This is a genomic window from Actinorhabdospora filicis, from assembly GCF_030269765.1.
Classification (GTDB): domain Bacteria; phylum Actinomycetota; class Actinomycetes; order Mycobacteriales; family Micromonosporaceae; genus Actinorhabdospora; species Actinorhabdospora filicis.
Genome location: NZ_BSTX01000001.1, coordinates 1,356,467 through 1,382,269, shown reverse-complemented (window position 1 = coordinate 1,382,269; position 25,803 = coordinate 1,356,467). Strand labels below are relative to the sequence as shown.

Annotated in this window: 26 protein-coding genes; 10 read left to right on the top strand and 16 right to left on the bottom strand. The window is 71.6% G+C overall.

What is annotated here, in order from left to right; genetic code table 11:
• Position 1: 1 nt before the first annotated feature.
• A complete protein-coding gene (locus tag QSK10_RS06335; RefSeq protein WP_285661653.1) occupies positions 2-1,060 on the bottom strand; it encodes a LacI family DNA-binding transcriptional regulator in 1,059 nt (352 codons plus the stop codon).
• A gap of 200 nt (positions 1,061-1,260) precedes the next feature.
• On the opposite strand from QSK10_RS06335, the gene QSK10_RS06330 reads away from it, so the two are divergent.
• Both QSK10_RS06330 and QSK10_RS06325 read left to right on the top strand, forming a co-directional pair.
• A complete protein-coding gene (locus QSK10_RS06330; RefSeq protein WP_285661652.1) occupies positions 1,261-3,693 on the top strand; it encodes a glycoside hydrolase family 2 protein in 2,433 nt (810 codons plus the stop codon).
• Between the two features lie 109 nt (positions 3,694-3,802).
• A complete protein-coding gene (locus tag QSK10_RS06325) occupies positions 3,803-4,258 on the top strand; it encodes a hypothetical protein (RefSeq protein WP_285661651.1) in 456 nt (151 codons plus the stop codon).
• A gap of 193 nt (positions 4,259-4,451) precedes the next feature.
• Here the strand turns inward: QSK10_RS06325 and QSK10_RS06320 are convergent, their stop codons facing one another.
• From QSK10_RS06320 to QSK10_RS06300, 5 genes are all read right to left on the bottom strand, one after another.
• Positions 4,452-6,248: a bifunctional metallophosphatase/5'-nucleotidase gene (locus QSK10_RS06320; RefSeq protein ID WP_285661650.1), complete on the bottom strand. Its 1,797-nt coding sequence runs from the start codon at positions 6,246-6,248 to the stop codon at positions 4,452-4,454.
• Between the two features lie 88 nt (positions 6,249-6,336).
• Positions 6,337-7,491, bottom strand: coding sequence for an ROK family transcriptional regulator (locus tag QSK10_RS06315; RefSeq protein ID WP_285661649.1), 1,155 nt, complete (start codon positions 7,489-7,491; stop codon positions 6,337-6,339).
• Positions 7,492-7,667: 176 nt separating this feature from the next.
• On the bottom strand, positions 7,668-9,221 hold the full coding sequence (gene purH / locus QSK10_RS06310; protein ID WP_285661648.1) for a bifunctional phosphoribosylaminoimidazolecarboxamide formyltransferase/IMP cyclohydrolase: 1,554 nt from the start codon (positions 9,219-9,221) through the stop codon (positions 7,668-7,670).
• Positions 9,218-9,841 carry a phosphoribosylglycinamide formyltransferase gene (gene purN / locus QSK10_RS06305; protein WP_285661647.1) on the bottom strand — a complete coding sequence of 208 codons (624 nt, stop codon included), beginning with the start codon at positions 9,839-9,841 and terminating at the stop codon, positions 9,218-9,220. The genes purH and purN overlap by 4 nt, the downstream gene beginning before the upstream one ends.
• A 3-nt stretch (positions 9,842-9,844) precedes the next feature.
• Positions 9,845-11,149, bottom strand: coding sequence for a cell division protein PerM (locus QSK10_RS06300; RefSeq protein WP_285661646.1), 1,305 nt, complete (start codon positions 11,147-11,149; stop codon positions 9,845-9,847).
• A 136-nt stretch (positions 11,150-11,285) separates the two neighbouring features.
• On the opposite strand from QSK10_RS06300, the gene QSK10_RS06295 reads away from it, so the two are divergent.
• The 4 genes from QSK10_RS06295 (at position 11,286) to QSK10_RS06280 (ending at position 12,723) form a co-directional block, all read left to right on the top strand.
• Positions 11,286-11,573, top strand: coding sequence for a helix-turn-helix domain-containing protein (locus QSK10_RS06295; protein WP_285661645.1), 288 nt, complete (start codon positions 11,286-11,288; stop codon positions 11,571-11,573).
• A 207-nt stretch (positions 11,574-11,780) separates the two neighbouring features.
• Complete coding sequence (locus tag QSK10_RS06290) at positions 11,781-12,161, top strand: type II toxin-antitoxin system RelE/ParE family toxin (protein ID WP_285661644.1); 381 nt, start codon at positions 11,781-11,783, stop codon at positions 12,159-12,161.
• Positions 12,158-12,475 (top strand): helix-turn-helix domain-containing protein, encoded by a 318-nt coding sequence (locus QSK10_RS06285; protein WP_285661643.1) that lies wholly within the window; start codon positions 12,158-12,160, stop codon positions 12,473-12,475. Before QSK10_RS06290 ends, QSK10_RS06285 begins: the two co-directional genes overlap by 4 nt.
• A gap of 62 nt (positions 12,476-12,537) precedes the next feature.
• A complete protein-coding gene (locus tag QSK10_RS06280) occupies positions 12,538-12,723 on the top strand; it encodes a hypothetical protein (protein WP_285661642.1) in 186 nt (61 codons plus the stop codon).
• Positions 12,724-12,815: 92 nt separating this feature from the next.
• Here QSK10_RS06280 and sucD read toward each other — a convergent pair whose 3' ends face one another.
• The 9 genes from sucD to QSK10_RS06235 all read right to left on the bottom strand — a co-directional run bounded on the left by sucD (position 12,816) and on the right by QSK10_RS06235 (position 21,364).
• Positions 12,816-13,703 (bottom strand): succinate--CoA ligase subunit alpha, encoded by an 888-nt coding sequence (gene sucD, locus QSK10_RS06275; RefSeq protein ID WP_285661641.1) that lies wholly within the window; start codon positions 13,701-13,703, stop codon positions 12,816-12,818.
• Positions 13,704-13,707: 4 nt separating this feature from the next.
• Positions 13,708-14,886, bottom strand: coding sequence for an ADP-forming succinate--CoA ligase subunit beta (sucC, locus tag QSK10_RS06270; RefSeq protein WP_285661640.1), 1,179 nt, complete (start codon positions 14,884-14,886; stop codon positions 13,708-13,710).
• A 127-nt stretch (positions 14,887-15,013) separates the two neighbouring features.
• Entirely contained in the window at positions 15,014-15,583 is a 570-nt protein-coding gene (locus QSK10_RS06265; RefSeq protein WP_285661639.1) for a hypothetical protein, read from the bottom strand.
• A 384-nt stretch (positions 15,584-15,967) separates the two neighbouring features.
• Entirely contained in the window at positions 15,968-16,924 is a 957-nt protein-coding gene (locus tag QSK10_RS06260) for a JmjC domain-containing protein (protein WP_285661638.1), read from the bottom strand.
• A gap of 1 nt (position 16,925) precedes the next feature.
• Positions 16,926-17,987, bottom strand: a complete 1,062-nt coding sequence (locus QSK10_RS06255; RefSeq protein ID WP_285661637.1) for a cupin domain-containing protein — start codon at positions 17,985-17,987, stop codon at positions 16,926-16,928.
• On the bottom strand, positions 17,984-20,128 hold the full coding sequence (locus tag QSK10_RS06250; RefSeq protein ID WP_285661636.1) for a DUF4135 domain-containing protein: 2,145 nt from the start codon (positions 20,126-20,128) through the stop codon (positions 17,984-17,986). Before QSK10_RS06250 ends, QSK10_RS06255 begins: the two co-directional genes overlap by 4 nt.
• 8 nt (positions 20,129-20,136) lie before the next feature.
• Positions 20,137-20,271, bottom strand: a complete 135-nt coding sequence (locus QSK10_RS06245) for a hypothetical protein (protein ID WP_285661635.1) — start codon at positions 20,269-20,271, stop codon at positions 20,137-20,139.
• A gap of 182 nt (positions 20,272-20,453) precedes the next feature.
• Positions 20,454-20,855 carry a coenzyme B12-dependent isobutyryl CoA mutase small subunit gene (icmB, locus tag QSK10_RS06240; protein WP_285661634.1) on the bottom strand — a complete coding sequence of 134 codons (402 nt, stop codon included), beginning with the start codon at positions 20,853-20,855 and terminating at the stop codon, positions 20,454-20,456.
• Positions 20,856-20,998: 143 nt separating this feature from the next.
• Positions 20,999-21,364 carry a hypothetical protein gene (locus QSK10_RS06235; RefSeq protein WP_285661633.1) on the bottom strand — a complete coding sequence of 122 codons (366 nt, stop codon included), beginning with the start codon at positions 21,362-21,364 and terminating at the stop codon, positions 20,999-21,001.
• 167 nt (positions 21,365-21,531) lie between these two features.
• On the opposite strand from QSK10_RS06235, the gene QSK10_RS06230 reads away from it, so the two are divergent.
• From QSK10_RS06230 to QSK10_RS06215, 4 genes are all read left to right on the top strand, one after another.
• The gene (locus tag QSK10_RS06230) at positions 21,532-22,119 is read left to right on the top strand and encodes a DUF6461 domain-containing protein (protein ID WP_285661632.1); all 588 of its coding nucleotides are present in this window, start codon (positions 21,532-21,534) and stop codon (positions 22,117-22,119) included.
• Between the two features lie 108 nt (positions 22,120-22,227).
• Positions 22,228-23,325, top strand: coding sequence for an LLM class flavin-dependent oxidoreductase (locus tag QSK10_RS06225; protein ID WP_285661631.1), 1,098 nt, complete (start codon positions 22,228-22,230; stop codon positions 23,323-23,325).
• Between the two features lie 75 nt (positions 23,326-23,400).
• Positions 23,401-24,009 (top strand): FMN reductase, encoded by a 609-nt coding sequence (locus QSK10_RS06220; protein WP_285661630.1) that lies wholly within the window; start codon positions 23,401-23,403, stop codon positions 24,007-24,009.
• A gap of 319 nt (positions 24,010-24,328) precedes the next feature.
• Complete coding sequence (locus tag QSK10_RS06215; protein ID WP_285661629.1) at positions 24,329-24,499, top strand: hypothetical protein; 171 nt, start codon at positions 24,329-24,331, stop codon at positions 24,497-24,499.
• On the opposite strand, the gene QSK10_RS06210 is transcribed toward QSK10_RS06215, so the two are convergent.
• Positions 24,469-25,800 carry a hypothetical protein gene (locus QSK10_RS06210; protein WP_285661628.1) on the bottom strand — a complete coding sequence of 444 codons (1,332 nt, stop codon included), beginning with the start codon at positions 25,798-25,800 and terminating at the stop codon, positions 24,469-24,471. The two genes, QSK10_RS06215 and QSK10_RS06210, sit on opposite strands and share 31 nt — an antisense overlap.
• Positions 25,801-25,803: the final 3 nt, after the last annotated feature.

Below are 25,803 nucleotides of genomic sequence, written 5' to 3'. Positions count from 1 at the left end.
TCTACCGGGTGGCCCGTTTCGCGTCCGGCGCGCCGGTGCTGCCGCGGATGGTGAGCTCGGCGGGGGCGTCGCGGTGGGCGGCGGGCGCGGCGCCGGAGATGACGTCCAGCAGCCGCCGGGCGGCCAGCGCGCCATAGGCGGGGATGTCGCGGCCGAGGGCGGTGAGCGCGGGGTGGGTCAGCCGGCACAGCGGGGAGTCGTCCCAGGCCACTATGGACAGCTCGCCCGGCACGTCCACCCGCAGCTCCTGCGCCACCGACAGCCCGGCCACGGCCATGATGTCGTTGTCGTAGACGATCGCGGTGGGCCGGTTGGGGGAACTGAGCAGCCGCCGGGTGATGCGCGCCCCGGCCTCGCCGGTGTAGTCCGAGGACAGCGTGATCGCGTCGCTCAGGCCCAGCCGCGAGGTCACCTCGTGGAAGGCGGCGGTCCGCACGCGCGTGTGCAGCAGCTCCGACAGCCCGGCCACGTGCGCGATCCGGCGGTGCCCGAGGGCGTAGAGGTACTCCACGGTCTCGGTGAGCGGCGCCGAGTCGTCGGCCCACACGCTGGTCAGGTCGCCGGTGTGGCCCGGGCCGCCGATGACCACCGCGGGCAGGCCGAGCTCCTCCAGCACCGGGACGCGCGGGTCGTCCACGCGCAGGTCGCACACGAGCACGCCGTCCACGCGCCGCTCGGCCCACCAGCGCCGGTAGACCGCCAGCTCGGAGGCGTGCCCGTCGGCGATCTGGAGGGTCAGCCCGTAGTCGTGGGCGTGGAGTTCGGCCTCCAGCCCGCTGACCAGGGCCATGAAGAACGGCTCGATGCCCAGGACGCGCGCCGGGCGCGACAGGGCCAGGCCGACCACGTTGCACAGGGCGCCGGAGAGCGTGCGGGCGGCGCTGTTGGGCTGCCAGCCGACCTCGGCGGCGATGGCCAGGATGCGGCGGCGGGTCTCCTCGGACACGCCGGGGCGCCCGTTGAGGGCGTAGGAGACCGCGCCCTTCGACACTCCCGCCCGCCGGGCGATGTCGGCGATGGTCGGGCGTCGGTGGGAGAGGCGCCGGGCGGGGTGGGTCACGGGGTTCTCCGGTTCACCGGTTGAGCTGTGCCGTCAAAACTACCCCGGTGTGCCCGGAACGCCCTCATCCCCGGCCCGGGGCGGTAGGTTCACGTCACGGGGGACGCGGGTGACCGGCCGGACCGGGTGCTTACCCGGTTCAGTAGGCTGCCCGGACAACCTTGTCTCGCACCTCGTCCCGATCCCCTCCGAGGAGCACCATGAGCCAGCTTCTGCCCCTGCGGACCGGCTGGCGGCTGACCGCCGCGACCGGCTCCGACGTGCCCGCGCCGATCGCCACCGCGACGGTGCCGGCCACCGTCCCCGGCTGCGTGCACACCGACCTGCTCGCCGCCGGGCTCATCCCCGACCCCTACCTCGACGCCAACGAGACCGCGCTGGCCTGGATCGGCCGCGCCGACTGGCACTACGAGACCGCCTTCACCTGGCACGACACCGGAGCCTCCGATGTGGACCTGGTGTGCGCCGGGCTGGACACCGTCGCCACCGTCACGGTCAACGACGTCGAGGTCGGCCGCACGGCGAACATGCACCGCGAGTACCGCTTCCCCGTGCGGCACCTGCTCCGCGAGGGCGAGAACACCCTCGCGGTCCGCTTCGACTCCGCCTACGCCTACGCCGAGCGGCTGCGCGACTGGCTCGGCGACCGTCCCAACGCCTACCCCGAACCGTTCAACTTCATCCGCAAGAACGCCTGCAACTTCGGCTGGGACTGGGGCCCGACCCTGGTGACCGCCGGGATCTGGCGCGACATCGCGCTGCACGAGTGGTCGCTGGCCCGGCTTGAGCGCGTCCGTCCCCAGACCCACCGCGACGACGAGGGCTGGCGCGTCCGCGTCGAGGCCGACCTGCCCGCCCCCGCGCCCGCCGGGCTGGAGGTGCGCGTGGCCGTCGCCGGGGCGTCGGCGCTCCTCGCCGTCCCCGAGGGCGCCACCACGATCACCGCCGACCTCGCCGTCCCCGGCGCCCAGACCTGGTGGCCGCGCGGGCACGGCGCCCAGCCGCTCCACGACCTCACCGTCACCCTCCACAAGGGAGACACCGAGCTGGACGCCTGGTCCCGCCGGATCGGCTTCCGCACCGTCGGCCTCGACACCGAACCCGACGAGCACGGCACGCCCTACACCGTCCTGGTCAACGACCGGCCGATCCTGGTACGCGGCGCCAACTGGATCCCCGACGACGTCTTCGTCGCGCGCATCACCCGCGACCGCCTCGCCGACCGGTTCCGCCAGGCCACCGAGGCCGGGATCAACTTCCTGCGCGTCTGGGGCGGCGGCATCTACGAGTCCCACAACTTCTACGACCTCGCCGACGAACTCGGCGTCCTCATCGGCCAGGACTTCCTCTTCGCCTGCGCCGCCTACCCCGAAGAGGAACCGCTCGCCGCCGAGGTGACCGCCGAGGCCCGCGACAACGTCGCCCGGCTCGCCTCCCACCCGAGCCTGGTCGTGTGGACCGGCAACAACGAAAACCTGTGGGGGCATCAGGACTGGGACTGGATCGAGGCACTCGGCGACCGCACCTGGGGCGCCGGGTACTACTTCGAGGTCCTGCCCGCCGTCGTCGCCGAACTCGACCCCACCCGCCCCTACTGGCCCGGCAGCCCCTACGCCGGAACCCGCGACATCCACCCCAACGACCCCGCACACGGCACCACCCACATCTGGGACGTGTGGAACACCGACGACTACACCCGCTACCTCGACTACCGCCCCCGCTTCGCCGCCGAGTTCGGCTACCAGGCGCCACCCGCGCACGCGACCCTGCGACGGTCCATATCGGACCCCGAACTCGCCCCCGACTCACCCGGCATGGCCCACCACCAGAAGGCCATCGGCGGCGACGCCAAACTCAAGCGCGGCCTGGACGCGCACTTCCGGCCACCCCGCGACTTCGACGACTGGCACTGGCTCACCCAGCTCAACCAGGCCCGCGCGCTCGCCCTCGGCATCACCCACTTCCGGTCCCTGTGGCCGCTGTGCACCGGCACGATCATGTGGCAGCTCAATGACTGCTGGCCGGTGACGTCGTGGGCCGCGGTGGACGGCGACGGACGCCGCAAGCCCCTCTGGTACGCCCTGCGCGACGCACACGCCGAACGGCTGCTCACCTTCCAGCGCCGCGGGGACGACGTCGTCCTCTTCGGACTCAACGACACCGGCGAGGACCTCGTCGGCGAGGTCGCCGTCACCCGCCGTGACTTCGACGGCCGCGTGCTGGCCAAACACGACGCGCCACTGCACGCCGCCGCCCGCGGCGGCGCGGCCCTCGAACTCCCCGCCGACCTGACCCGGCCCGACGACGCCCGCGCCGAACTGCTGCTGGCCGAGTTCGCCGGGCAGCGCGCCTGGTGGTTCTTCGACCGCGACAAGGACCTGGACCACCCGGCGGCCACCTTCGGCGTCACCGCCGCCGAAGTCCCCGGCGGCTACACCGTCCGCGTCACCGCCGGAAGCCTCCTGCGCGACCTCACCCTGTTCCCCGACCGCGTGCACCCCGCCTGCGAAGCCGACACCGCCCTCGTCACGCTGCTTCCGGGCGAGAGCCACACCTTCACCGTCACCGGACCCGCCGGACTCGACCCGGCCGACTTCGGCGCCGCGCCCGTCCTGCGCTGCGCCAACGACTGACACCCGGGCACCACCGGCCCATCGGGCGCGGGAGCCGGCCGGCCCCCGCGCCCGAAGCGTTACCGAAACCCTGACAGCCAATGGCAGCATCACCGCCGAGTCTTTCGGCATGAGCGAATTCGACTTCTTCACCGGCACCTGGTCGGTGGCCAACCGCCGTCGGACCGTCTGGCTCGCCGATGTCGAGGAGTGGGAGGAGTTCCCGGCCACCTCGGTCTGCACCTGGCTCCTCGGCGGCGCGGCGATGGCCGACGAGATGGACTTCCCGACCAAGAACTCCACCGGCATGACCCTCGGCCTGCGCGACGCCAAGTCCGGCGAATGGTCCCTCTACTGGGTCCGCGGCGACGACGGCGTCCTCTCCGAGCCCGTCGTCGGCAAGATCAACGACGGCGACGGCGTCTTCTACGGCGAGACCGAACACGACGGCCGGCCGGTACTGGTCCGCAACCTCTGGCACTCCCACGGCCCCGACGCCTTCGGCTGGGTACAGGACTACTCCGCCGACGGCGGCGACACCTGGGAGACCAACTGGACCATGGACTTCACCCGCACAGACGGGTGAACGGGGGCGGTGGGACCCACGTGGGCGGGTCCCACCGGCATCCTCTCTCCCAAGGGCGCGGGACGGCGGCACGGCCGTCCCGCGCCCGGGAGAAGGACGATGAGGCTTCTCCGGCCCGGGACAGGGCCGGAGAGGGCGGGGAACGAGATCATCCCGGGCGCGCGCGGGCCGCGCGCCCGGGATGGTTCAGCGACTACTTCGGCGCAGCCCTCCCCAGTGGCGCCGGAGTGATCACCGGGTGCGCGCGGAGATAGGCGATGAATCCCTCACGGTCGCGCTCGCCCCGGACCGGGTTCATGAACCCGGAGAACGCGCCGTAACCGTCCGCCCCGATCAGGGTGTACGCGAGGGCCGCCACCCGGTATTCGCGGTCCGGATCGAGTGGTTCGCCGCCGATCCGGACCGCGTCCGCGCCGATGCGCGCACCCGCCGGGCGGCTCAGGTCGTACACATAGGACACGTTCTCCGAGACGGCCAGCGGCGCGAACTTCACCGTACCGTCGGGCTGCGCCTGCCACTGCTGCTCCAGCACCTCCAGCAGCTTGGCGCCGGGCAGCGTCACGGTCAGTACCGGGTTGCCGTAGCCGATGGCGTTCCAGGCCTCGCCGAACAGGATCTGCCCGTCGGTGTCGGAGGGGTTGGTGCCCTTGGCGAACAGCAGATCGGCGGCGATGGCCACCGAGCCCTTGACCGGCTTGGTCGCGATCAGCGCCAGATCGGCCTCGCCGTCGGGGTTCTGATTGGCGCTCCACAGGAGATAGTCGGCGGCCAGGTTGCCCATCGTGGACTCGCCCGAGGCGTCCTGGGCGCGGGTGAAGTCGGCGGTGACGCGCGCCAGCGGCGTGGCGTAGCGGCGCTTGCCCTGCGCCGACCAGTAGTCGGCGATGTACTGGACCTCGGGGTCCAGCGGCACGTCCCGGGTCATGGCGTGGTTGGTGGAGCGGGTCAGCTCGCGGATCACGTGGCCGGTCTTGCGGTCCAGCTTCAGGTTGATCTCGGTGATGACCTGCCCGTGGTTGCCCGCCTCGGTGATGGGCCGCAGCACGCCGCTGGGGTCGGGCAGCATCATGTTGAAGCGGCAGTGCCAGTGCCCGGTCACGATCGCGGCAATGTCGGGGGAGGCCTTGGCGGCCAGCTCGAAGACCGGGCCGGACGGGTCGGTGCCCGCGTTGTAGTCGTTGCCCGCCACGCCGCCGTCGTGGATGTTGACGATGATGGCGTGCACGCCCTTCTTCTTCAGCAGGGCCGCGTACTTGTTGGCGGTGGCGATGTCGTCGAGGGCCTTCATCGAGGGCTGGTAGGACGTGGAGCCGACCGGGGTGTCCTCGACGGTGAGGTGGATGAAGCCGACGGGCAGCTTGCGCCCGTGCCCGGCGTCGACCCACTCGATGTTGTACGGCGGGACGACGGTCTTCTCCGTATCGGCCCAGACGATGTTGCCGCTGTAGAAGCGGAAGTCGGCGCCGCGGAAGCGGGTGCCGGTGGAGTCGAGGAAGCTGTTGTCGCGGCCCACGACCGGCCAGGGGCGGCCCTTCTCCATGTGCTTGATGAGGAAGTCGGCGGTCTTGTCCAGCTCGTGGTTGCCGACGGTGGTGAAGTCCAGGCCCAGCGCGTTCAGGACCTCGATGGTCGGCTCGTTGGCGTGGGCGTCGGTCTCGAAGGGCCAGCCGGCGAAGTTGTCGCCGGAGGAGAAGAAGATCGAGTTCTTCTTCCCCTCGCGCAGCCGCTTCAGGTGCGTGGCGATGTACCCGGCGCCGCCGACGGTGAGCTTCACGCCGTCCGCGCCGGTGATGACGCCACCGGAACCGGCCGAGGGCGGCTGCATGTAGCCGTGGAAGTCGGTGATGTTCAGGAGCTGGACGTCGACGTACTCGTCGGCGCTCTCGGCGGCGGCCGGGGTGGCCACGGCGAGGTCGCCGACGGCGGTGGCGGTGGCGATCGCCCCCGCGGCGGTGAGGAAGGTTCTGCGGCGGATCTTGTCGGGATGCATCGGGACGGCCTTCCGGGGGCGGTGGAATTCTGTCGGGGCCCGACGTTATTGAGCGCAGACCTCGCCGTCAAGAGCGTGGGGTCGATCTTCAGAGGCTGTTCACGCCGAGATCGGGTAGCGGACCCCGGGAGGGCGCCAGGAGCCGCGCCTCCAGCCGGTCCAGCGCCAGGGCCGCCCCGCCGAGGGCCGCGCTGTCGGCGTCCAGAGTGGATGCGCGCAGCTCGGGGACCACCGCGCACATCTTGGCCAGCTCCTCGGCCAGGCGCGGCAGGATCACGTCCGCCGAGCGCGACAGCGTCCCGCCCAGCACCAGCAGGCGCGGATCGGCGATCGCCACGGCCGTCGCGGCCGCCGCCGCCATCGCCGCGACATAGCGCCGGACGGCCGAACGAGCGTGCCGCCTGCCCGCGCGCGCCTCGGCGAAGGCGCGCTCGGCGCGTTCGGGCAGCGGCAGGGACGCTGGGACGTCCGGGCAGCGGTGCAGGTGCTCGATCGCGGCCTCCCAGCGCACGAACGGCAGGTGGGACAGATCCCCGGCGGCGGCGTGGAACCCGCGCCGGGGCGTGCCGTCCAGCACCAGCGCCATGCCGGTGCGGCGGCCCGCCTGGAGCAGCACGAAGTCGGGGGCGTCGGCGGCGGCTCCCCAGCGGCATTCGGCCATCGCGGCGAGCTGGCTGTCGTTGTCGGCGGCCACGATCGGGGCCCGGAACTGCGCGGGCAGCGCCAGTCCGGCCCAGTCGCGGATGGCGTTGCAGCGCAGGACCCGCCCGTCCCGGTCGACCTGGCCGGTGGTGGCGACCCCGATCGCCCACGGCCGCTTCGCCTTGGCCTCCTTGGCGGCGGCGGCGAGGGTGGTGCGCGCGTTCTCCAGCCGCTCCACTCTGGACATCGCCGGGCGCACCGCCGTCCGCGCGCCGCCCAGCACCCGTCCGGCCAGATCGGTGACCACGGCCCGGATCCCGTGCGCGCCCACGTCCAGGCCGCCGACCGCGCCCGCCTCGGCGCGGAAGCGGAAGGCCCGCGCGGGACGTCCCGGTCCCAGCACGGCGGCCTGTTCCTCGGCCAGCCAGCCGCGTTCGGCGAGCCCCGACAGGACCTGCTCGACCACGGTCCGGCCCAGTCCGCTGGCGGCGACGATGTCGGCGACGCGCATGCTGCGCCCGCCGCCCCGGACGGCGGCCAGCACGGCGCGCTCGTTCAGGTGGCGGAGCTGCCGCAGGTCGGCGCCGGTTCCATCGCGCATCCCTGCACGGTACGGGACGCCCGGCCGGCGGCCTGAGGGTGATCACGCCATGGCGGTGCGTGGCTCCATCGTTGAGAGGAAGCGAAACGGGCCGGGCGATCGCCCGGCCCGTCCACTGTGTTTGATCAAGTGCTGTGGTTCATGAGGTGCTGTGGTTGATCAAGTGCTGTGGCTGCTTAGTGGTAGAAGTGCCGCGATCCGGTGGCGTACATGGTCACCCCGGCCGCCTCGGCGGCGGCGATGACGAGCTCGTCGCGGATGGAACCGGCGGGCTGGACGATGGCCTTCACCCCGGCCTCGATGAGCACCTCGGCGCCGTCGGGGAACGGGAAGAACGCGTCGGAGGCGGCCACCGAGCCGCGCGCGCGGTCCTCACCGGCGCGGGAGACGGCGAGGCGGGCGGCGTCGACGCGGTTGACCTGGCCCATGCCGGCGCCGACGGTGGCCTCGTCCTTGACCAGCAGGATCGCGTTCGACTTGACCGAGCGCACCGCGTGCCAGGCGAAGGCCAGGTCGGCCAGGGTGGCCGCGTCGGCGGCGGGACCGGCGATGAGCTTCCAGTTGGCCGGGTCGTCGCCCTCGGCGTTGTTGCGGTCGGGCGTCTGGCCGAGCACACCGCCGGAGATCTGCTTGAACTCCACCGGCTCGGGCGTCCACTTCGGAGCCCGCAGGATCCGCAGGTCCTTCTTCTTGCTGCGCAGCAGCTCCAGCGCCTCGGGCTGGTAGGAGGGCGCCACGATGACCTCGGTGAAGATCGGCCGGATCTGCTCGGCCAGCTCCAGCGTCACCTCGCCGTTGGTGGCGATCACGCCGCCGAAGGCGCTGACCGGGTCGCACTCGTGGGCCTTGCGGTGGGCCTCGACGAGGTCGGCGCCCACGGCGATGCCGCACGGGTTGGCGTGCTTGATGATCGCCACGCAGGGCGCGTCGAAGTCGTGCGCGGAACGCCAGGCGGCGTCGGCGTCGACGTAGTTGTTGTAGGACATCTCCTTGCCGCCCAGCTGCTCGGCCTGCGCGAGCCCGGCCGGGGCCTGCGGGTCGTTGTACAGGGCGGCCGACTGGTGCGGGTTCTCGCCGTAGCGCAGGGTCTTCTCCAGCGCCAGCGCGTGCCCGACGAAGGGCGGGAAGCCGTCGGAGGTCTGCAGCGCCATCCAGGAGGCGACGGCGGCGTCGTAGGTCGCGGTGTGCTGGAAGGCGGTGGCGGCCAGGCGCCCGCGCTCGTTCGGCGTGTACCCGCCCAGGGCGACGGCTTCGAGGACCTCGCCGTACTCGGCGGGCGAGGTGACGACGGCGACGTTGGCGTGGTTCTTGGCCGAGGAGCGCACCATCGCCGGTCCGCCGATGTCGATCTGCTCGATGCACTCGTCGAAGGAGGCGCCGGAGGCGATCGTCTGCTGGAACGGGTAGAGGTTGCTGATCAGCAGGTCGAAGGGCTCGACGTCGAGCTCGGCCAGCTGCGCGCGGTGGGTCTCCAGCCGCAGGTCGGCCAGCAGCCCGGCGTGGACGCGCGGGTGCAGCGTCTTCACGCGGCCGTCGAGGCACTCGGGGAACCCGGTGAGCTCCTCGACCTTGGTGACGGGGACGCCGTAGGACTCGATGGTGGCGGCGGTGGACCCGGTGGACACGATCGCCACGCCGCCGGCGTGCAGGCCGCGGGCGAGCTCCTCCAGGCCGGTCTTGTCGTAGACGCTGATCAGGGCACGGGTGATGGGTTTGCGTACGTCGCTCATGCGCTCTTCCGTCCGAGGGTTACTTTGCGTCCGGTCACGGTCCAGCCGTCGCGCACCATCACACCGACGGAGTCGACGAGCTGCCGGCGTTCGGCCACTTTGATGCGTTCGGTCAGGGTCTCGACCGTGTCGTCGTCGAGGACGGGCACCGCCACCTGCGCGATGATCGGGCCGGTGTCGACGCCCGCGTCGCAGAAGAAGAGGGTGGCCCCGGCGAGCTTGACGCCCGCCTCGAAGGCGTCCCCGGGGCCGTGCATGCCCGCGAAGGACGGCAGGAGGGAGTTGTGGGTGTTGATGTAGCGGCCGTCGAAGCGGGACAGGAAGCCCTCGCCGAGGATCTTCAGGAATCCGGCGCTGATGACCAGGTCGGGTTCGAAGGAGGCGACGGACGCGGTGACGGCGGCGTCCCAGTCGGCGCGGGCGGCGTAATCCTTCACCCGGTGCACGAAGGTGGGGACGCCCGCGGCGGCGGCGATGTCGAGTCCGGCGATGTTCTCCCGGTCGGCTCCGACGGCGACGACGGTCGCGCCGTAGGCGGGGTCGGCGCAGGCTTCCAGGAGGGCCTGCAAGTTCGTGCCGGAACCGGAGATGAGGACGGCGAGCCGCGCGGGGGAGGTCACGGCCTACCTTAACTTTCGGTCGCGTCCCAGCAGCGCACGGGTGGCGAGCGTGCCGATACCTGCCGCGACGGTGACGGTCCCGGCGGCGGCGAGTGCGCTGAGCCACACCCGGGGCCCGATCTCGGCGAGCCGCCCGGTGCCGAGGGGCCCGGTGGCGGCCAGGCAGGCGAGGGCGATGACGGCCCCGGCGACGAGCCCGGCGGTGAGCGCGGCCAGCAGGAGTTTGCCGACGCGCAGGTCGCCGCTGCGGCGGGTGAGGAAGACGCCCAGGATGACCCCGGCGACGACGGGGACGCCGAGGATGAAGCTGGCGTAGGAGGGCGCGGGCTGCGTCGGGAACGCCGCCAGCAGTGGCACGTTCGGGACGGGCCCGAGGACGACGTCGACGAGGCTGACGCGGGTCCCGGCGCCGAAGGCGAAGCCCGGCCCGAGCAGGTAGGAGGTGGCCCAGATGGCGACGGTGGGCACGAACAGCAGGCAGATCAGGCCGACGCCGATCGCGCCGGTGCCGTAGCCCTCCAGCATCTGCCGGGCGGCCTTGCCGTTGGCGGCCAGTGAGATGCCGACGGCGAGCGCGCCGCCGGCGAGCATGATGAGCGCGGCGATGAGCCCGGCGGAGGCGCCGCGTTGCAGCCACACCGGCGTCCGCGTCCACCGGCGGCGCCCGACGCCCGATTCGCGCAGCGCGCCCAGCAGCGCCAGCGCGGTGGCGAACACCGCGGCGTGCAGCGCACTTCGGGGGACGGAGACGTGGAAGAGGCCGCCGTCGACGAGCGCGGCCACGATGACCGCGATGAGCGTGTAGGGCGGCACGACGGCCAGCAGCACCGAGCGGATCGCGGCGGCGTCGCGCGCGCCGATGGCCCGGGCGGTGTTGGCGCCCGCGCGGTACGCGCGCCAGGCGAGCAGCGCGGTGATGAGCAGCGGCGTGAGCCCGATGAGCCCGCCGCCGATGCCGACCGGGACGCCGTGGCCGAGCAGCCACGCGGCGCCCGCGGCGCGCACCGCGTCCGAGACGCCGCCGGGATGCCCGGCGATGAACCACGGGACGAGGACCGCCACGATCAGCGGCGCGCCGGTGACCAGCAGCGCCCACCCGACCGTCGCCGCGCCCGCGGTGAAGACCGATCCGGCCGTGCGGGGCCGTTTCGGGCGCGTGCGTACCTCCACCGTCCGCTGCTGGCCGCCCCGCTGCCGCGGGGTGACGGGCACGGTCTCACGTTGCGTGGCGCGCGGTTTGCGCGCGCCCGTCACGTCGACCCTGGCGGTGTCGCGTTGCGCGCCTCGATTCCGGTTCTGCTCGGTCATCGCGGTAAGTGTCTCAGGATGAGCGCGCGAATGGGCGGCGGCCTGCCGGGGGCGATATACGCATCGTTCGGGGGATGTCAATGTCGTGTACACGACAGAGGTGGGCCGGTGTCGCCGCGTCGTCGTTGGTCAGGGCATGGGTACTGACACGTGGCATGAGATCCGCATCGGGACCGAGACCGTCGAGCAGTCGGCGGCGCGCCTGTTCCGCGCGCACCGCCTCATCGAGCGGCGCGAATCGCGCGGGCTGAGCGTGGGCGAGGCGGCGTCCCTGGCCGGGATCACCGTGGACGAGGTCTCGGCGATCGAGCGCGGCGACGCGGCCTCGCTCCCGGGACGGGTGACGGGGGCGTACGTGGGCGCGCTCGGGGGGAGCTTCGAGATGGTGGCGGACTTCGGGGGGCGGTGGGTGGTGCTGGATTAGGGGACTGCCGCACGCTTTCGCGGCTGTGGGGCGTTGCGGGGGCGCGATCTCGCCTCCCGGGCCTCTGGCGCCGGTGTTCGATCGTGACATGTGGCGGGCACGGCGGTCGTGAAACTTCTATCGCAAATCCGACGAATCGGTAACTCTTTCGAATCTTGCTCGTTCAGTACTTCGATATGCTAGTATCTCGAAGTACTGGAGAGTCGAATGAGCTGGCAGCTCAAGATGACCGATGACGTGAAGGAATGGCTCCATCGCCTGCGAAAGGACGATCGGCGAACGTCGCGACTCGTCGGGCGGGCCGTGGCCGCACTGCTGGAAGATGGTCCGGCCTTGGGACGACCGCTGGTCGATCGGGTCAAGGGCTCGCACTGGCACAACCTCAAGGAACTGAGGCCGCCGTCGGCAGGCCGAAGTGAGGTCAGGATCCTGTTCGTCTTCGACCCGATTCGCAACGCGGTGCTTCTTGTCGCCGGTGACAAGGCCGGGAGCTGGAATGCCTGGTACGCAACGGCCATTCCTCAGGCGGAGGCTCTCTATTTGGAGTGGCTCGACCAACTGGACACGGGTGGAGACGACGAACGATGACCAAGTTCCTTGACTGGGAAGACGCCAAGCACGAGATCTTCGACGACGAGGATCTCGCCGACATCGAGGCGGGGGCCGCTCAGCTCGTCGCCATCAGCCGAGCCGCCCGACTCGTCGAGATGCGCAAGGAACGCGGGCTGACGCAGCAGCAACTCGCCGAGCGCCTGCATGTCCGGCAGGAGCGCGTCTCGGCGATCGAGCGGGGTCAGGTCGCCAATAGCGAGATCGCCACGATCGCCGCGTACGTGAGCGCACTGGGGGGAACCCTGGAAGTCGTGGCGAACTTCGGTTCCACGCGGCTGCTCATCGCCTGATCGGTGAGAAAGGCCGGCGTCATGCCGGGCCGGGTTCACTCGTTCAGCCTGATGGAGGTGCGATGACCACGTTCTACGACTGGGAAGACGTTCGCCGCAAGCTCTTCGACGAGGAAGAACTCGCCGGTATCGAGGCCGGTGTGGCTGAATCGGTGGTGGCCTATCACGCCGCCAGGCGCCCCGGCGCACGTGTGGACCTCGGCCTCACGCCGTGTGAGCCCGACCGGGAGATCGACCGTCGTCGATAATCGCGAGTTATGTGCGAACACCTCGACCCCCACCCGTGAAAAAGCCCCGGACCACCGGCCCGGGGCTTCCTCATCACTCGTGCTCGCGCGTCCTAAAGCGACGCCACGACCTCGCGCATCAGCTTCGCGGTCTCCGAAGGCGTCTTGCCGACCTTCACGCCGGCCGCCTCCAGGGCGACCTTCTTGGCCTCGGCGGTGCCGGCGGAGCCGGAGATGATGGCGCCCGCGTGGCCCATGGTCTTGCCGGGGGGAGCGGTGAAGCCGGCGATGTAGGCGACGACGGGCTTGGTGACGTTGGCCTTGATGAAGTCGGCGGCGCGCTCTTCGGCGTCGCCGCCGATCTCGCCGATCATCACGATGGCCTCGGTCTCCGGGTCCGCCTCGAAAGCCGCGAGGCAGTCGATGTGGGTGGTGCCGATGACGGGGTCGCCACCGATGCCGACGGCGGTGGAGAAGCCGATGTCGCGGAGCTCGTACATCAGCTGGTAGGTCAGGGTGCCGGACTTGGACACCAGGCCGATCTTGCCGGCGCCGGTGATGTCGGCGGGGATGATGCCCGCGTTGGCCTTGCCGGGAGACTGCAGACCCGGGCAGTTGGGGCCGATGATGCGGGTCTTGGCGCCCTTGTCCTGGTTGTAGGCCCAGAACGAGACCGAGTCGTGGACCGGGACGCCCTCGGTGATGACCACGGCGAGGGGGATCTCGGCGTCGATGGCCTCGATCACGGCGGCCTTGGTGAAGGCCGGGGGAACGAAGACGACCGATACGTCCGCGCCGGTCTCGGCCATGGCCTCGGCGACGGAGGCGAACACCGGCAGGGAGGTGCCGTCGAAGTCGACCTTGGTACCGGCCTTGCGGGGGTTCACGCCGCCGACGACGCTGGTGCCCGCGGCGAGCATGCGGCGGGTGTGCTTCATGCCCTCGGAGCCGGTCATGCCCTGGACGATGACCTTGCTGTTCTCGTTGAGGAAGATGGCCATCGTTCTACGCTCCCTGCGCCGCGAGCTCGGCGGCGCGGTCGGCCGCGCCGTCCATCGTGTCGACCCGCTGGACCAGCGGGTGGTTCGCCTCGTCGAGGATCCGGCGGCCCTCGTCGGCGTTGTTGCCGTCCAGGCGGACGACCAGCGGCTTGGTGACGTCGTCGCCGCGCGCGGCGAGCATCTCCAGGGCCTGCACGATGCCCTTGGCGACCTCGTCGCAGGCGGTGATGCCGCCGAAGACGTTCACGAAGACCGACTTGACGTCGTTGTCGCCGAGGACGATCTCCAGGCCGTTGGCCATGACCTCGGCCGAGGCGCCGCCGCCGATGTCGAGGAAGTTGGCGGGCTTGGCGCCGCCGTGGTTCTCACCGGCGTAGGCGACCACGTCCAGAGTGGACATGACCAGGCCCGCGCCGTTGCCGATGATGCCGACGTTGCCGTCGAGCTTCACGTAGTTGAGGTCCTTCTCCTTCGCCGCCTGCTCCAGCGGGTCGACGGCGTTGACGTCGACGTACTCGGCGTGGTCGGGGTGACGGAAGGAGGCGTTCTCGTCGAGGGTGACCTTGGCGTCCAGCGCCAGGACCTTGCCGTCGCGGGTGAGGGCGAGCGGGTTGACCTCGACCAGCGTGGCGTCCTCGGCGACGAAGGCGGCCCACAGCTTCACGAACATCGGGACCAGCTGGTCCTTCAGCTCGGCCGGGAACTGGGCCCGCTCGGCGATCTCGGCCGCGAGGGCCTCGTCGACGCCCTTGATGGCGTCGATGGGGAGCTTCAGGACCTTGTCCGGGGTCTCCTCGGCGACCTGCTCGATCTCCATGCCGCCCGCGGTGGAGGCGATGCACAGGAAGGTGCGGTTGGCGCGGTCCAGCAGGAACGAGAAGTAGTACTCCTCGGCGATGTCGGCGGTCTCCGCCAGCATCACCTTGTGGACCGTGTGGCCCTTGATGTCCATGCCGAGGATGTCGGAGGCCCGGTCGAACGCCTCCTGGGCGCCGTCGGCGAGCTTCACGCCACCGGCCTTGCCACGGCCGCCCACCTTGACCTGGGCCTTGACCACGACCTTGCCGCCGAGCCGCTCGGCGAGTGCGCGAGCCTCTTCCGGAGTGGTGGCCACTCCACCGTCGAGCACCGGCACTCCGTGCCGCTCGAACAGCGCGCGCCCCTGATATTCGTACAGGTCCACGATTTAGTCCCTGCTCCCTGCGTCTTCGCTGACATGGTTTGAGACGGGCGGAGTCGCGCAATACGGCTCCTTCCCGCAGGGTAGCGAGGGGGTTGCGGTCACGCCCGGCCCGGGTGTGTCGTACGTGTCACAGCGTGGACGAGTCGTCAATCGCATTCCCATCGGACGCCTCGTGACCGGGTCGTGACGCGTTGATCCCGGCGATGATCTGCCAGCGGGACTTGTCCTTCCCGCCGTCGGTGAGCGCGAAGGGCGTGCCGTGAGCTTGGCGGGCCGGGGCGGTGCGCTGCCACAGCTTGGCGTGCGAGGCGAGCTCGGCGGCGGCGTCGTCGGCGTCGACGAGGACGAACCAGTAGCCGCCGTGGGTGCTGGTGCGCACGTCGGTGACGTCGGACCACGGGACGCCCGCCAGGTGCTTGACGCCGATGCGGAACCAGATGGCCTTGGGGGTGACGGCCAGGACGGGGAACGTGGTCTGGCGGCGGTACTCCAGCAGCGTGTGCACGAGTGTGGCCAGCCCGACCACGCTCAGGCCCCACGCGACGAGGGACTTCCAGTCGAAGGCGAGTGAGACGAGTCCGCCGAGCAGGACGAGCGCGCCGATCAGGCCCATCGCGCCGAAGACCTTCGCCTGCGCCTTCGGGTCGGCGCGAACGATGAAGGCGGCGTCGGTGGGCGGGCGGGTCGTGATCTCCATGGGGTCCTCTCGGGTCGTTTCGGCACCGACGATTGTGCCCGACAAGCGCGTGAATCCGACACGCCGAGAACTAGTTGTAGAAGATCTGCCTGCAGGGCGTAACCATCATCTGGCAGGATCGTTGATACAAACGTCGGCCCAAAGCGGACAACGAGCGGCGATAAGCCGCCACGTCTGGGGCCGACGATTACGGCCGATGCCCTGTCGGTCGAGGGGTGGCGGCGGGGTGTCGTGCATGAGAGGGACCGGACGTCTGAGGGGTGCGTCCGGTCCCTCGTTTATGCGCGAGTGAGGTCGTTCGAGGCCTTGGCACGAGGGGGAGCGGCGGTCCGGGGGACCGCCGCTCCTTTTTGTTCACCGCCGTTCGCGTGGGTGTGGCCCGCGTCACCGGGCGGTCTCGTGGGGGACGGGCGCGAAGCCGCGTGAGCCGCGCAGGGCGAGCTCCAGTTCCGCCAGCCGCCGCCCGCGTCCGCGCGCCACCGCGCCCATCGCCGTGACGGTCTGGGTGAGCGCGTCGGGGAGCCGGGTGCCCTCGGTGAACATCGAGGCGCTCACCGGCGCCAGCTTCGCCGCGATCGTGTCCGGCCGGGCCGGCAGGTCGAGGTCGGGGTCGGGGTCGGCCAGCAGGCAGTCCAGGTCGTACTCGGCCCGGTGCCCGTGGATGGGAACGCCGACGTTGACGCTGGTCGCCGGACCGCCGCCGAGGTTCTCCCCGACGTGGTAGTAGGCCGAGGGCCAGTAGAGCAGGTCACCGGGCTCGACCTCACCGACGAAGGACGTGCCGAGGTACTCGCGGTAGTCCAGGACGGTGGTCACGTCGTGCGTCCAGGGGCGTTCGGTCCAGAAGCGCATGCGCTTGCGCCCGGACAGGGCGAACATGAAGGTGGTGAACCGGTCCTTGTGGACGCCCACGGGGCTGTGCTCGTAGGTGCCGTGGAACATCGTGGTGATGGCGCCGGTGAGCGGCAGCCCGACCTGCTCCCACAGTCCGGCGTAGAAGTCGGTCTCGCGTTTCCACAGGCCGTGGTCGAAGGCGTGGAAGACGCTGACCACCAGGGCATAGCGGCGTCCGTCCAGCGTGGCCGACACGCGTGAGTGGTACCCGGCGAGGTCGCCGTCCCCGGGTTCCGGGGGCAGGGCGATGTCGAGTCGGCGGTCGGCGACGGAGAACGCCGCCGTGGTCGCGCGCGCGGCGGCGCGGAAGACCTCGTCGGCGGCGAAGGGGCGCGGCCGGACGTCCTTGATCAGCACCGGGCGCTTCTCCCAGTACAGCTCGGCGAACTCGGCCCAGTCGAGCCGGTCGATGACGGTGAGGGGGCTGTCCACTCCGTTCTCGGTCATGTCAGTCCTCCATGTCGATCACGCGGACCTGGTAGAGCCGCTGTAGCAGCGCGAACGCGCCCGGGAAGTCGGTGGTGGACGCCGTCCCGCGCGCGGTCAGCCGCCGCAGGATCCGCCCGGCGTCGGAGCCGCGCAGGGTGAAGGCGTGCCCGTTGGCCGCCCACACGACGCCGTCGTTGCCGGCGCGGACGCGCAGGACCTCGCCGGTGACGCGGATCCGGCAGTCCTCGGGCAGCTCCGGCGGGCGCGGGGCGGGCGCCGGATCGAGTCCGGCGGCGCTGCGCCGGGCCGCCCACCGCAGCCGCAGGAGCCGGGTCAGCTCGCCGGAGTCGACGATGCCGCTCACCAGGTCCACGGTCCGCGCCAGCGGGAACGGCCCGTCGCCCACGTAGGGCACACGGTCGTCGCCGTACCCGGCGTCCATGAGCTCGATGAGGGTCTCGCGGGCGTGCATGGTCGCCATGCGCGGATCGGTGGGGACGTGGACGCGCAGCGTCAGCGTCGGCTCGGTGTACTCGTCGGCGTGGACGGTGCCGGCCGGCCAGTAGAGGAGATCGCCCGCTCCCGCCTCCAGGGTCTCCTCGCCGAGGCGTGTCCGCAGCCGCCCGGCCAGGACCCACGTCAGCATCGCGTGCGTCTCCCCGGTGCCGGGCGCGCGCGACCACGCGTCCCCGGCGGTCAGCTCGGCCACGACCGGTGCGACGGGGGCGCCGACCTCGCGCCACAGCCCGTCCAGCAGATCGCGGACCGCCGACCACAGTGGCCAGTCGAGGAACAGCGGCTGCTCGGCCTCGATCAGCCAGCCGTCCGGTCCGGCGACGCGCGCGGCGTAGCCGGTGAGGTCCTCGCCGGGCGCGGGCAGCATGTCCCCGGGTGCCGCGCTGCGGCCGTCCCCTTGGTGGAAGCGGACGGCGGGCAGGACGCGGTGGCGGCTGCCGGTGCGGAAGGGCTCGGCCGACGTCGCCAGCAGCGTGAACGCGCGCGCCGGATCCACCGGGGGTGAGCCCGCGATCAACGCGGGGCCCTCCTCCCAGTGCTTCTCGGCGAAGCTGGACCAGTTCACGAGGTGGTGCCTCCCGTTCCGAAGCGGTTCCGGATCACGACGGTGTACTCGGCGAGCGTCCCCAGGCCCATCGCCGCCCGGCGCGCGTCGACGCCGCCGGGATCCTCGATGGGCAGGGGGACCAGGACGCCGTCGACCGGCGTGAACTTCGTGCCGTAGACCTGCGATCGGCCGTCGCCCACACGCAGCGCGTCGGTGGTGTACGCGACGTCCTTACCGGGCAGCTCGCCGCGCTCCATCGCCGCCGTCATCCGCGCCAGGCAGCGCTCGCGCAGCTCGCGGTGCCCGTCGGCGTGCTGGACGAGGCGGCCGGCGGCCTCAGCGGCGGCGGTGCCGACCCACGCGGGCGTGGGCCAGTCGTCCAGTTCGGCCAGCAGCGCCATGCCCTCGTCGGTGAGCGCGCGCATCTTCTCCTCCAGCGCGGTGTCGCTGAAGCCGCCCTCGGTCCACTCGACGCGCAGGGACGTGTCCAGCCGGTCGAGCCGGAGCAGCCGGGCGGCGAGTTCGCCCGCCGCCGGGTCGGTGTGTAGCCGGACCGACTCCGGCGACCAGGTCCAGGTGAAGGAGCGGCCGCCTTCCGGCCAGTCGATGACCGCGGAGTCGGGGGTGACGCGCACGCCGTGCCCGGCCAGCTCGCCCGGCGCGGCGTAGGCGAGCGCGTCGCGCAGGGCGATGCCGAGGCTCGACAGGTCCAGGCGCGCGCCCGCGCGCAGCCCGGCGTCGGGCGGCAGGTCCGATTCGGCCTCGCCCGCCGGTCCGTCCACGGTCAGCAGCGGGCCGCCGCCGGCGGAGCGGAAGAAGTAGGGGACGTCGCCGCGCGCGAGCTGGGCGGCCTCGGCGGGCGTCGGGTCGCCGGGCGGGTCGTCCCCGGTGTACTCCGCGGTCGAGCGCAGCAGCACCCGGACGGCGAAGTCGCGCTCCAGCCGCGCGGCCAGCTCCTCGCGGTACCGGCACATCAGCACCCACGCCTCGAACATCCCGCGCACGAACGCGGGCGCGTAGGGGCCGTAGCCGACGCGGCCCTCGGTGTCGGCGACCACGGTCCGGCTGTCCGGCTCGCCCCAGGCGGAGCGGCGGCGCACGAGCGCCAGGCCGCCGGGGCCGGGGAGGAACGCGGCGAGCGGGCCGTCCACGGCGCACCAGCGGGCGGTGTTCTCCAGCCCGACGTGGTGGGTGCCGTGGCCGTCCGGGACCAGGCCGGTCGCGGCCAGCGCCGTGCCCGGGTTCAGGACGACTTCGAGGTCCACCGGGTAGTAGAGCGGCCCGTCGCCGCCGACGAGGAGGTTCCCGGCGATGAGATCGGACAGCCCGAAGGCGTAGGCGACGGCGGTCAGCTCGCCCGCGCGGCGCCAGAAGGTCCCGGCGCGTTCCGGGGACAGGACCGTGCCGCGCAGCTCCTCGTCCCCGTCGGCCAGCAGGACGCCCTGGGGGCCGGGCTCGATCCACTCCGACCAGGAGTAGGCGCGCCGGTCGCGGCCCTTGCCGCGCCAGGTCCGGAACACCGGCAGCCGGACCGCGCCGCCGGAGACGCGGTTCAGCAGCGAGAACACCGAGCCGCGTGGGGCGGCGAAGACGTCCTCGCACCCGGCCGGGCGTGGTTTGTAGGCGACCGAGCCGCCACCGGCCATGCGCAGCCGCAGCACGCGCTGCCGGTGATTGTGGGTCTCGCCGTCGTGGGCCTCCACGGCCAGGACCGGCCCGGCCAGCCGCGGATCGCGCGGCCACGCGGTGCGCAGGTCGCGGTCCAGGCGGCGCTGGAACGACTCCATCGCGGCGGTGGCGGCGGCGAACTCGGCCGCCGGATCCGGCGCGCGGCCCAGGGCGCAGGCGGTGAAGACCTCGCGCAGCAGCGGCGCGAAGGAGGCCAGGGTGACGACCGGGTCGTCGCACCAGGCGTCCAGCCGCGCGGCGAGATCGGCCCAGGCGGCGAAGCGCGGCTCGGCCAGCGCGGCGGCGATCACGTCCGGGTCGCCGACGTGGTGGTCGAAGCGCCACACGCCGCCGGGGCCCACGCGGACCACCGGCGGCAGGGCCGCCCCGCCCGTCCCGGCCAGGATCGCCTCCACGAGGCGCGCCGGTGTTCGGCTGGGGCGTGCCCGCACGGGACGCCACAGCGTTTCGGGGACGGGCGGGACGGTCACGGTGGCGCCTAGAAGCAGTAGTAGTTGTGGACCTGGCAGGTGACGTGCGACGCCTTCGCGGCGGGGGTCTTCTGCTCCAGTGCGCCCAGGACGATGTCGGTCTTCTGGACGGTGACCTTCGGCTTACGTGTTTTGACTGTCATTTCTGCCTCCCGTAACCGAGCAGGACGCACGGTCATGCGCCCGGCACTGTCAGATGAGGACGGAGTCTAGGAAGATCCACGTCGCCCATGGGGGCACGTATGCGGTCGCGTATGCACTCTGGGTCCGAGCAGCGAAAAGACCCCGCCGGCCATCGGCCGACGGGGTCTTCGCGCTGGTGGGATCAGGCGGGCGTCTTGACGTTCCCGCGCACCCATTCGACGATGGAGGCGGTGGTCGCCCCGGGGGTGAAGATCTTGGCGACGCCCATCTCGGTGAGCGGCGCGATGTCCTCTTCGGGGATGATGCCGCCGCCGAAGACGACGATGTCCTCCGCGCCGCGCTCATTGAGCAGCTCGATGACCTTGGCGAAGAGGGTCATGTGCGCGCCGGACAGCACCGACAGGCCGACGACCTGGGCGTCCTCGGCGACCGCGGTCGCCACGATCTGCTCGGGCGTCTGGTGCAGGCCGGTGTAGACGACCTCCATGCCCGCGTCCCTGAGGGCGCGCGCGACGACCTTGGCTCCCCGGTCATGGCCGTCCAGGCCAGGCTTGGCCACCACGACCCGGATTCGCGTACTCATGGTTGTTCACCCTTCACGCTCGGCGCTTCGATGCGCGCGGACGCGTCGAGCCTACCGATCGTTCAGGTGAGCCGGTCGAGGGCGGTGACCCGGGTCGCACCACGCCGCCCGCCACCGCGCCGGGCGGCGGCGGGCGGAGGCGGTCACCCGCCGCAGTTGTTGTTGCGCGCGGCGGCCGTCGTCTTCGACTGCGTCCCGAACTGCGCGTGCACCCGCAGCATGCACGGCAGCTCGATGTCGCCGGTGTAGGTGGTGGTGTTGTCGTCGTAGTGCGTGGTGTCGCTGCTCCAGAGCGACCACGTGCCGTCGGCGGCCTGGCTCTGGACCTCCCAGTAGACGTCCCCGGAGCAGCCTTCGAGCCCGGTGACCCACTGAATGATGTTGGCGCCGTTATAGATCTCGCTCTGCACGAGCGTGCAGGAGGCCGCGGCCTGCGCCGGAGCCGCCGCGACGAGCGAGCCGCCGGTGATCGCGGCCGCCGCGCCGATGATTCCCAGGATCTTGCGCATGTGAAGCGGTCCTTCCTGTGTTCGGACAGCGCTTTCCGCTGCCCTTCGGTGGACGGTTATATCAGTGAAAGGGTGAGGTGGGCCATAGCTTGAGGGCGTGGGGGCGGGCGGGAGTCGATCTTTCGGGGGTGGCTATGCGGTTGGGGATGCGGTGTGAGGATGGCCCGATGAGCACACCCGCCGACTACGCCTGGTTCGAGACGGACTTCCCCGAGCTGGCCGAGGCCTACTGCTTCACCGCCGTCCGCGCGATCGATCCACCGGGACTGCTCGCCGCGCTCTCCGCCGAGCCGCTCGGGGAGACCGTCGGCGTCCTGGGCGCGGACGAGGCCGCGCACGCCGTGCTGGAGGACGGCCTCCAGTACGCGGCCGTGACCCGCCTCGGCGAGTGGGCGCTCATGCTCGAACCCAACGGCCACCTGGGCGTTTCCGACGCGGTCGGCGGCCCGCTGTCGCACGGCCGCCGGGCGGTCGCGCACTTCAGGAACGTCAATGCCGCCGACCACTTCCGGTTCTGGGACGACGGCGTCTCCCGGCTCGACTTCGAGCCGCTCTTCGCCGCCGGGGCCGAGGTGTCCGCCGACCTCCTGCCGGAGCTGCGGGCGGCCGGGTTCGACCTGGATCCCGAAGGCGCGTTCGGGCATCACTCCGCCGCCGCCTTCGTCCTCGCCGAGCGCCTCACCGCCCTCCCCGTCACCCCCGGCCTGCTGACCCGCTCGCGCTGGACCTGCGGCCTCGTCCCGATCCCGCGCTGATGTGCCCGACGCCACCCACCCCGTGCTCCCGGAATAGCCCCGGGTGGTCTACCGTTACCCACATCGAAGGCTGACACGTCAGCAAAAGACTCATCGGGAGTGATTCACATGCAGTTCGGCATCTTCACCGTCGGCGACGTCACCCCCGACCCGACCACCGGGCGGGAGCCGACGGAGAACGAGCGCATCAAGGCCATGACCGCCATCGCCCTCAAGGCCGAGGAGGTCGGGCTCGACGTCTTCGCCACCGGCGAGCACCACAACCCGCCGTTCGTGCCGTCGTCGCCGACGACGATGCTCGGCTGGATCGCGGCCAAGACCGAGAAGCTGATCCTGTCGACGTCCACGACGCTGATCACGACCAACGACCCGGTCAAGATCGCCGAGGACTTCGCGATGCTCCAGCACCTCGCCGACGGCCGCGTCGACCTGATGATGGGCCGGGGTAACACCGGGCCGGTCTACCCGTGGTTCGGCAAGGACATCCGCCAGGGCATCCCGCTGGCCATCGAGAACTACGCGCTGCTGCACAAGCTGTGGCGCGAGGACGTCGTCGACTGGGAGGGACGCTTCCGCACGCCGCTGCAGGGCTTCACGTCCACGCCCCGGCCGCTGGACGGCGTCGCGCCCTTCGTGTGGCACGGCTCGATCCGCTCGCCGGAGATCGCCGAGCAGGCCGCCTACTACGGCGACGGGTTCTTCGCCAACAACATCTTCTGGCCGCGCGACCACTTCAAGCGGCTCATCGACCTCTACCGGGAGCGCTTCGCCTTCTACGGGCACGGGACGCCGGACCAGGCCATCGTGGGCGCCGGCGGGCAGTTCTTCATGCGCAAGAACTCCCAGGACGCCGTCCGCGAGTTCCGCCCCTACTTCGACAACGCGCCCGTCTACGGGCACGGCCCCTCGATGGAGGAGTTCACCCGCGAGACGCCGCTGGTCGTGGGCAGCCCGCAGGAGGTCATCGAGAAGACCCTCTCCTACCGGCAGACCTACGGCGACTACCAGCGCCAGCTGTTCCTCGTCGACCACGCCGGGCTGCCGCTCAAGACCGTCCTGGAGCAGCTCGACCTGCTCGGCGAGATCCTCCCGACGCTGCGGGCCGAGTTCGCCAAGGGCCGCCCGGACACCGTCCCGGACGCCCCCACGCACGCCGCCCTCGTGGCCAAGCGTGACGCCGATCTCACCGACCCTGTCAGCGCCTAGGTCCACACGGTACGGTCGGCGGCGGTGCGGACCCCGGACCGCCGCCGACCCCGATCCCTCCGGAAGGACACCACGATGAAGCTCGTCGCCGTCTCGGCGGGCCTGAGCAGCCCGTCCTCCACCCGCCTGCTCGCCGACCGGCTGGCCGAGGCCACCCGCGCCGGGCTGGACGGGGACGTGGAGGTGCGCGTCGTGGAGCTGCGCGACCTGGCCGTCGACATCGCCAACAACATGGTCACCGGCTTCCCCTCGGCGGCCCTGCGCGAGGTCATCGACGCGGTCACCGAGGCCGACGGGATCATCGCCGTCACGCCGGTGTTCACCGCCTCCTACAGCGGCCTGTTCAAGTCGTTCTTCGACGTCATCGAGAACACCGCGCTCACCGGCAAGCCCGTCCTCATCGCCGCCACCGGCGGCACCGCCCGCCACTCGCTGGTGCTGGAGCACGCGCTGCGCCCGATGTTCGCCTACCTGCGCGCGATCGTGGCGCCCACGGCCGTCTACGCCGCCTCCGAGGACTGGGGCGGCAGCGGCGACGCCATCACCGACACCCTGCCCTCGCGCATCGAGCGGGCGGGCCGGGACCTGGCCGGACTGATGAGCGGCCTGTCGGGGACGGCGAAGCGCGGCGAGGACGAGGTCGTGCCCTTCGCCGAGCAGCTGGCGGCCCTCCGCAAGTCCTGACGGGGCGACCCATCGGCGTGATCTGGATCACGCCGGAGTGGTTCGAGCCTCCGTCCACAGTCGAGATCATCCGGCCGCGCGCCTTCGGGCGCGCGGCCTTTTTGTGTCCCCTGAGCTGCGTGAACGATGAGGATTCAGGTTCGGACGGCAGTGGATCTTCAGATACCGGAAAACGTGAAGTGAAACCTTCACGTCTCCGGGGCCGTCTATCTGATGACGAGGTGGAGTCCGTCCTTTTCGCGGCCTATTTGCAGAAGTATCCGATCTTGTTAATGTCGTGCCGCCGCCGACGCGGCACGTTCCGAAGAGAGGACCCCTCGTGAAGCTCATCGACCGCATGCTGAACCGTCTTGTCCCCGCCTCGAAGGCCGCGGCCGGTACCTGCGGCGTCACCAGCACCTGGTACCAGTGCCGTGGAACCTCCGAGTACAAGTGCACCTACGACTCCTGCAAGGTGACCTACTGCACGCCCACCGGCAAGCACTGCTGACGTAACACCGCGGGGGACGCCCCGGCGTCCCCCGCCCGATCCGGCCGGGGCACCTTGATCAGCACCTCCACCAGGATCAAGAAGATCCCCACTCCGGCGGCCGTCCACAGGACCGCCGGGGGCCCCGGCCGGTTCGCCGCGATCAGCACCACCAGCGCGACGCCGAAGGCGGCCACCCACAGCGCGGCCCGCCACGGTCCCACCACCCGCGCGACCCGCCCGAGGCCCGGCCACAGGCGTCCCAGGCCCGTCCCGGCCCAGGCGAGCACGCGGCCGACGACGCCCCGGATCGCGCGCGCCGGGCGGCTGCGCCCGGCCAGCCAGGCCGCGACCGTCCAGATCACCGCCCCGCAGAACAGCGCCTTGAGCGCGCTGGCCAGCACGCCCGCTATCTGGTCGTAGAGCACCATCGCCGCGTCGGCGTTCACCGTCGGCGGCAGGGCGTCCCGGTACAGTGAGCGGCCCAGCGGCACCGCCAGGACCAGGATCCCGGCGATCACCAGCAGGCAGATCCCGGCGACCAGGATCCCCCGGCGGCGGTCGGGCGCGGTCAGCACGCCGGCCACCAGCAGCGCCAGCGCGATCCACGGCAGCCACAGCGCCAGCGTGTTCAGCAGGCGCGTCAGCCGCTGCGCCTTGGCCAGGTCGGGGGAGTCGAAGACGGTGAACTCGATGTGCACCTGCGGGACGGCGTTGAGGAACGTCATCCCGCGCGCGACCAGGCGCTGTTTGACGACCTCCAGGAACGCCCCCAGGTCCACCGACACCGCCGTCCCGCTGGTCTGGATCAGCTTCGAGTCCTCGCCGGTGAGGACGGCGTCGAGCTGCTGGTGGGCGACGCGGTTGGCGTCGGCCCAGGCGGTGGTGAAGGCGTCCGAGGAGACGATCTTGGCGACCTCGGTGCCGATGAAGCTCTCCACGCCGTTGGCCAGGATGCCCACCAGCTTGTCCAGCGCCTTGGGGGCGCCGGCGTTCTGGAGGGCCTTGACGGCCTCGTCGGAGAGCTGGTCGACGTTGATGAAGGCCAGCAGCTCATTGGTCAGCCGCGTGCTGACCGCGGTCTGGATGTTCGGGTCCTGCGCCAGCGGCGCCACCGTCGCCACGTAGGTGTCGGTGTCGAGGAGCTCGTCGCGGGTGAAGGTGGCGATGACCGCGATCCCGGCCAGCAGGGCGGCGATGACCAGCAGGACCACCGCGCCGGTCCAGCGCCCGGCGCGCTTCCAGCGTCCGGGGCGGCGCTGGCGGGCCACCTCCGCCCTCAGCGCGTCCAGTTCGGCCCGGTCAACGGCATCATCCGGCATATC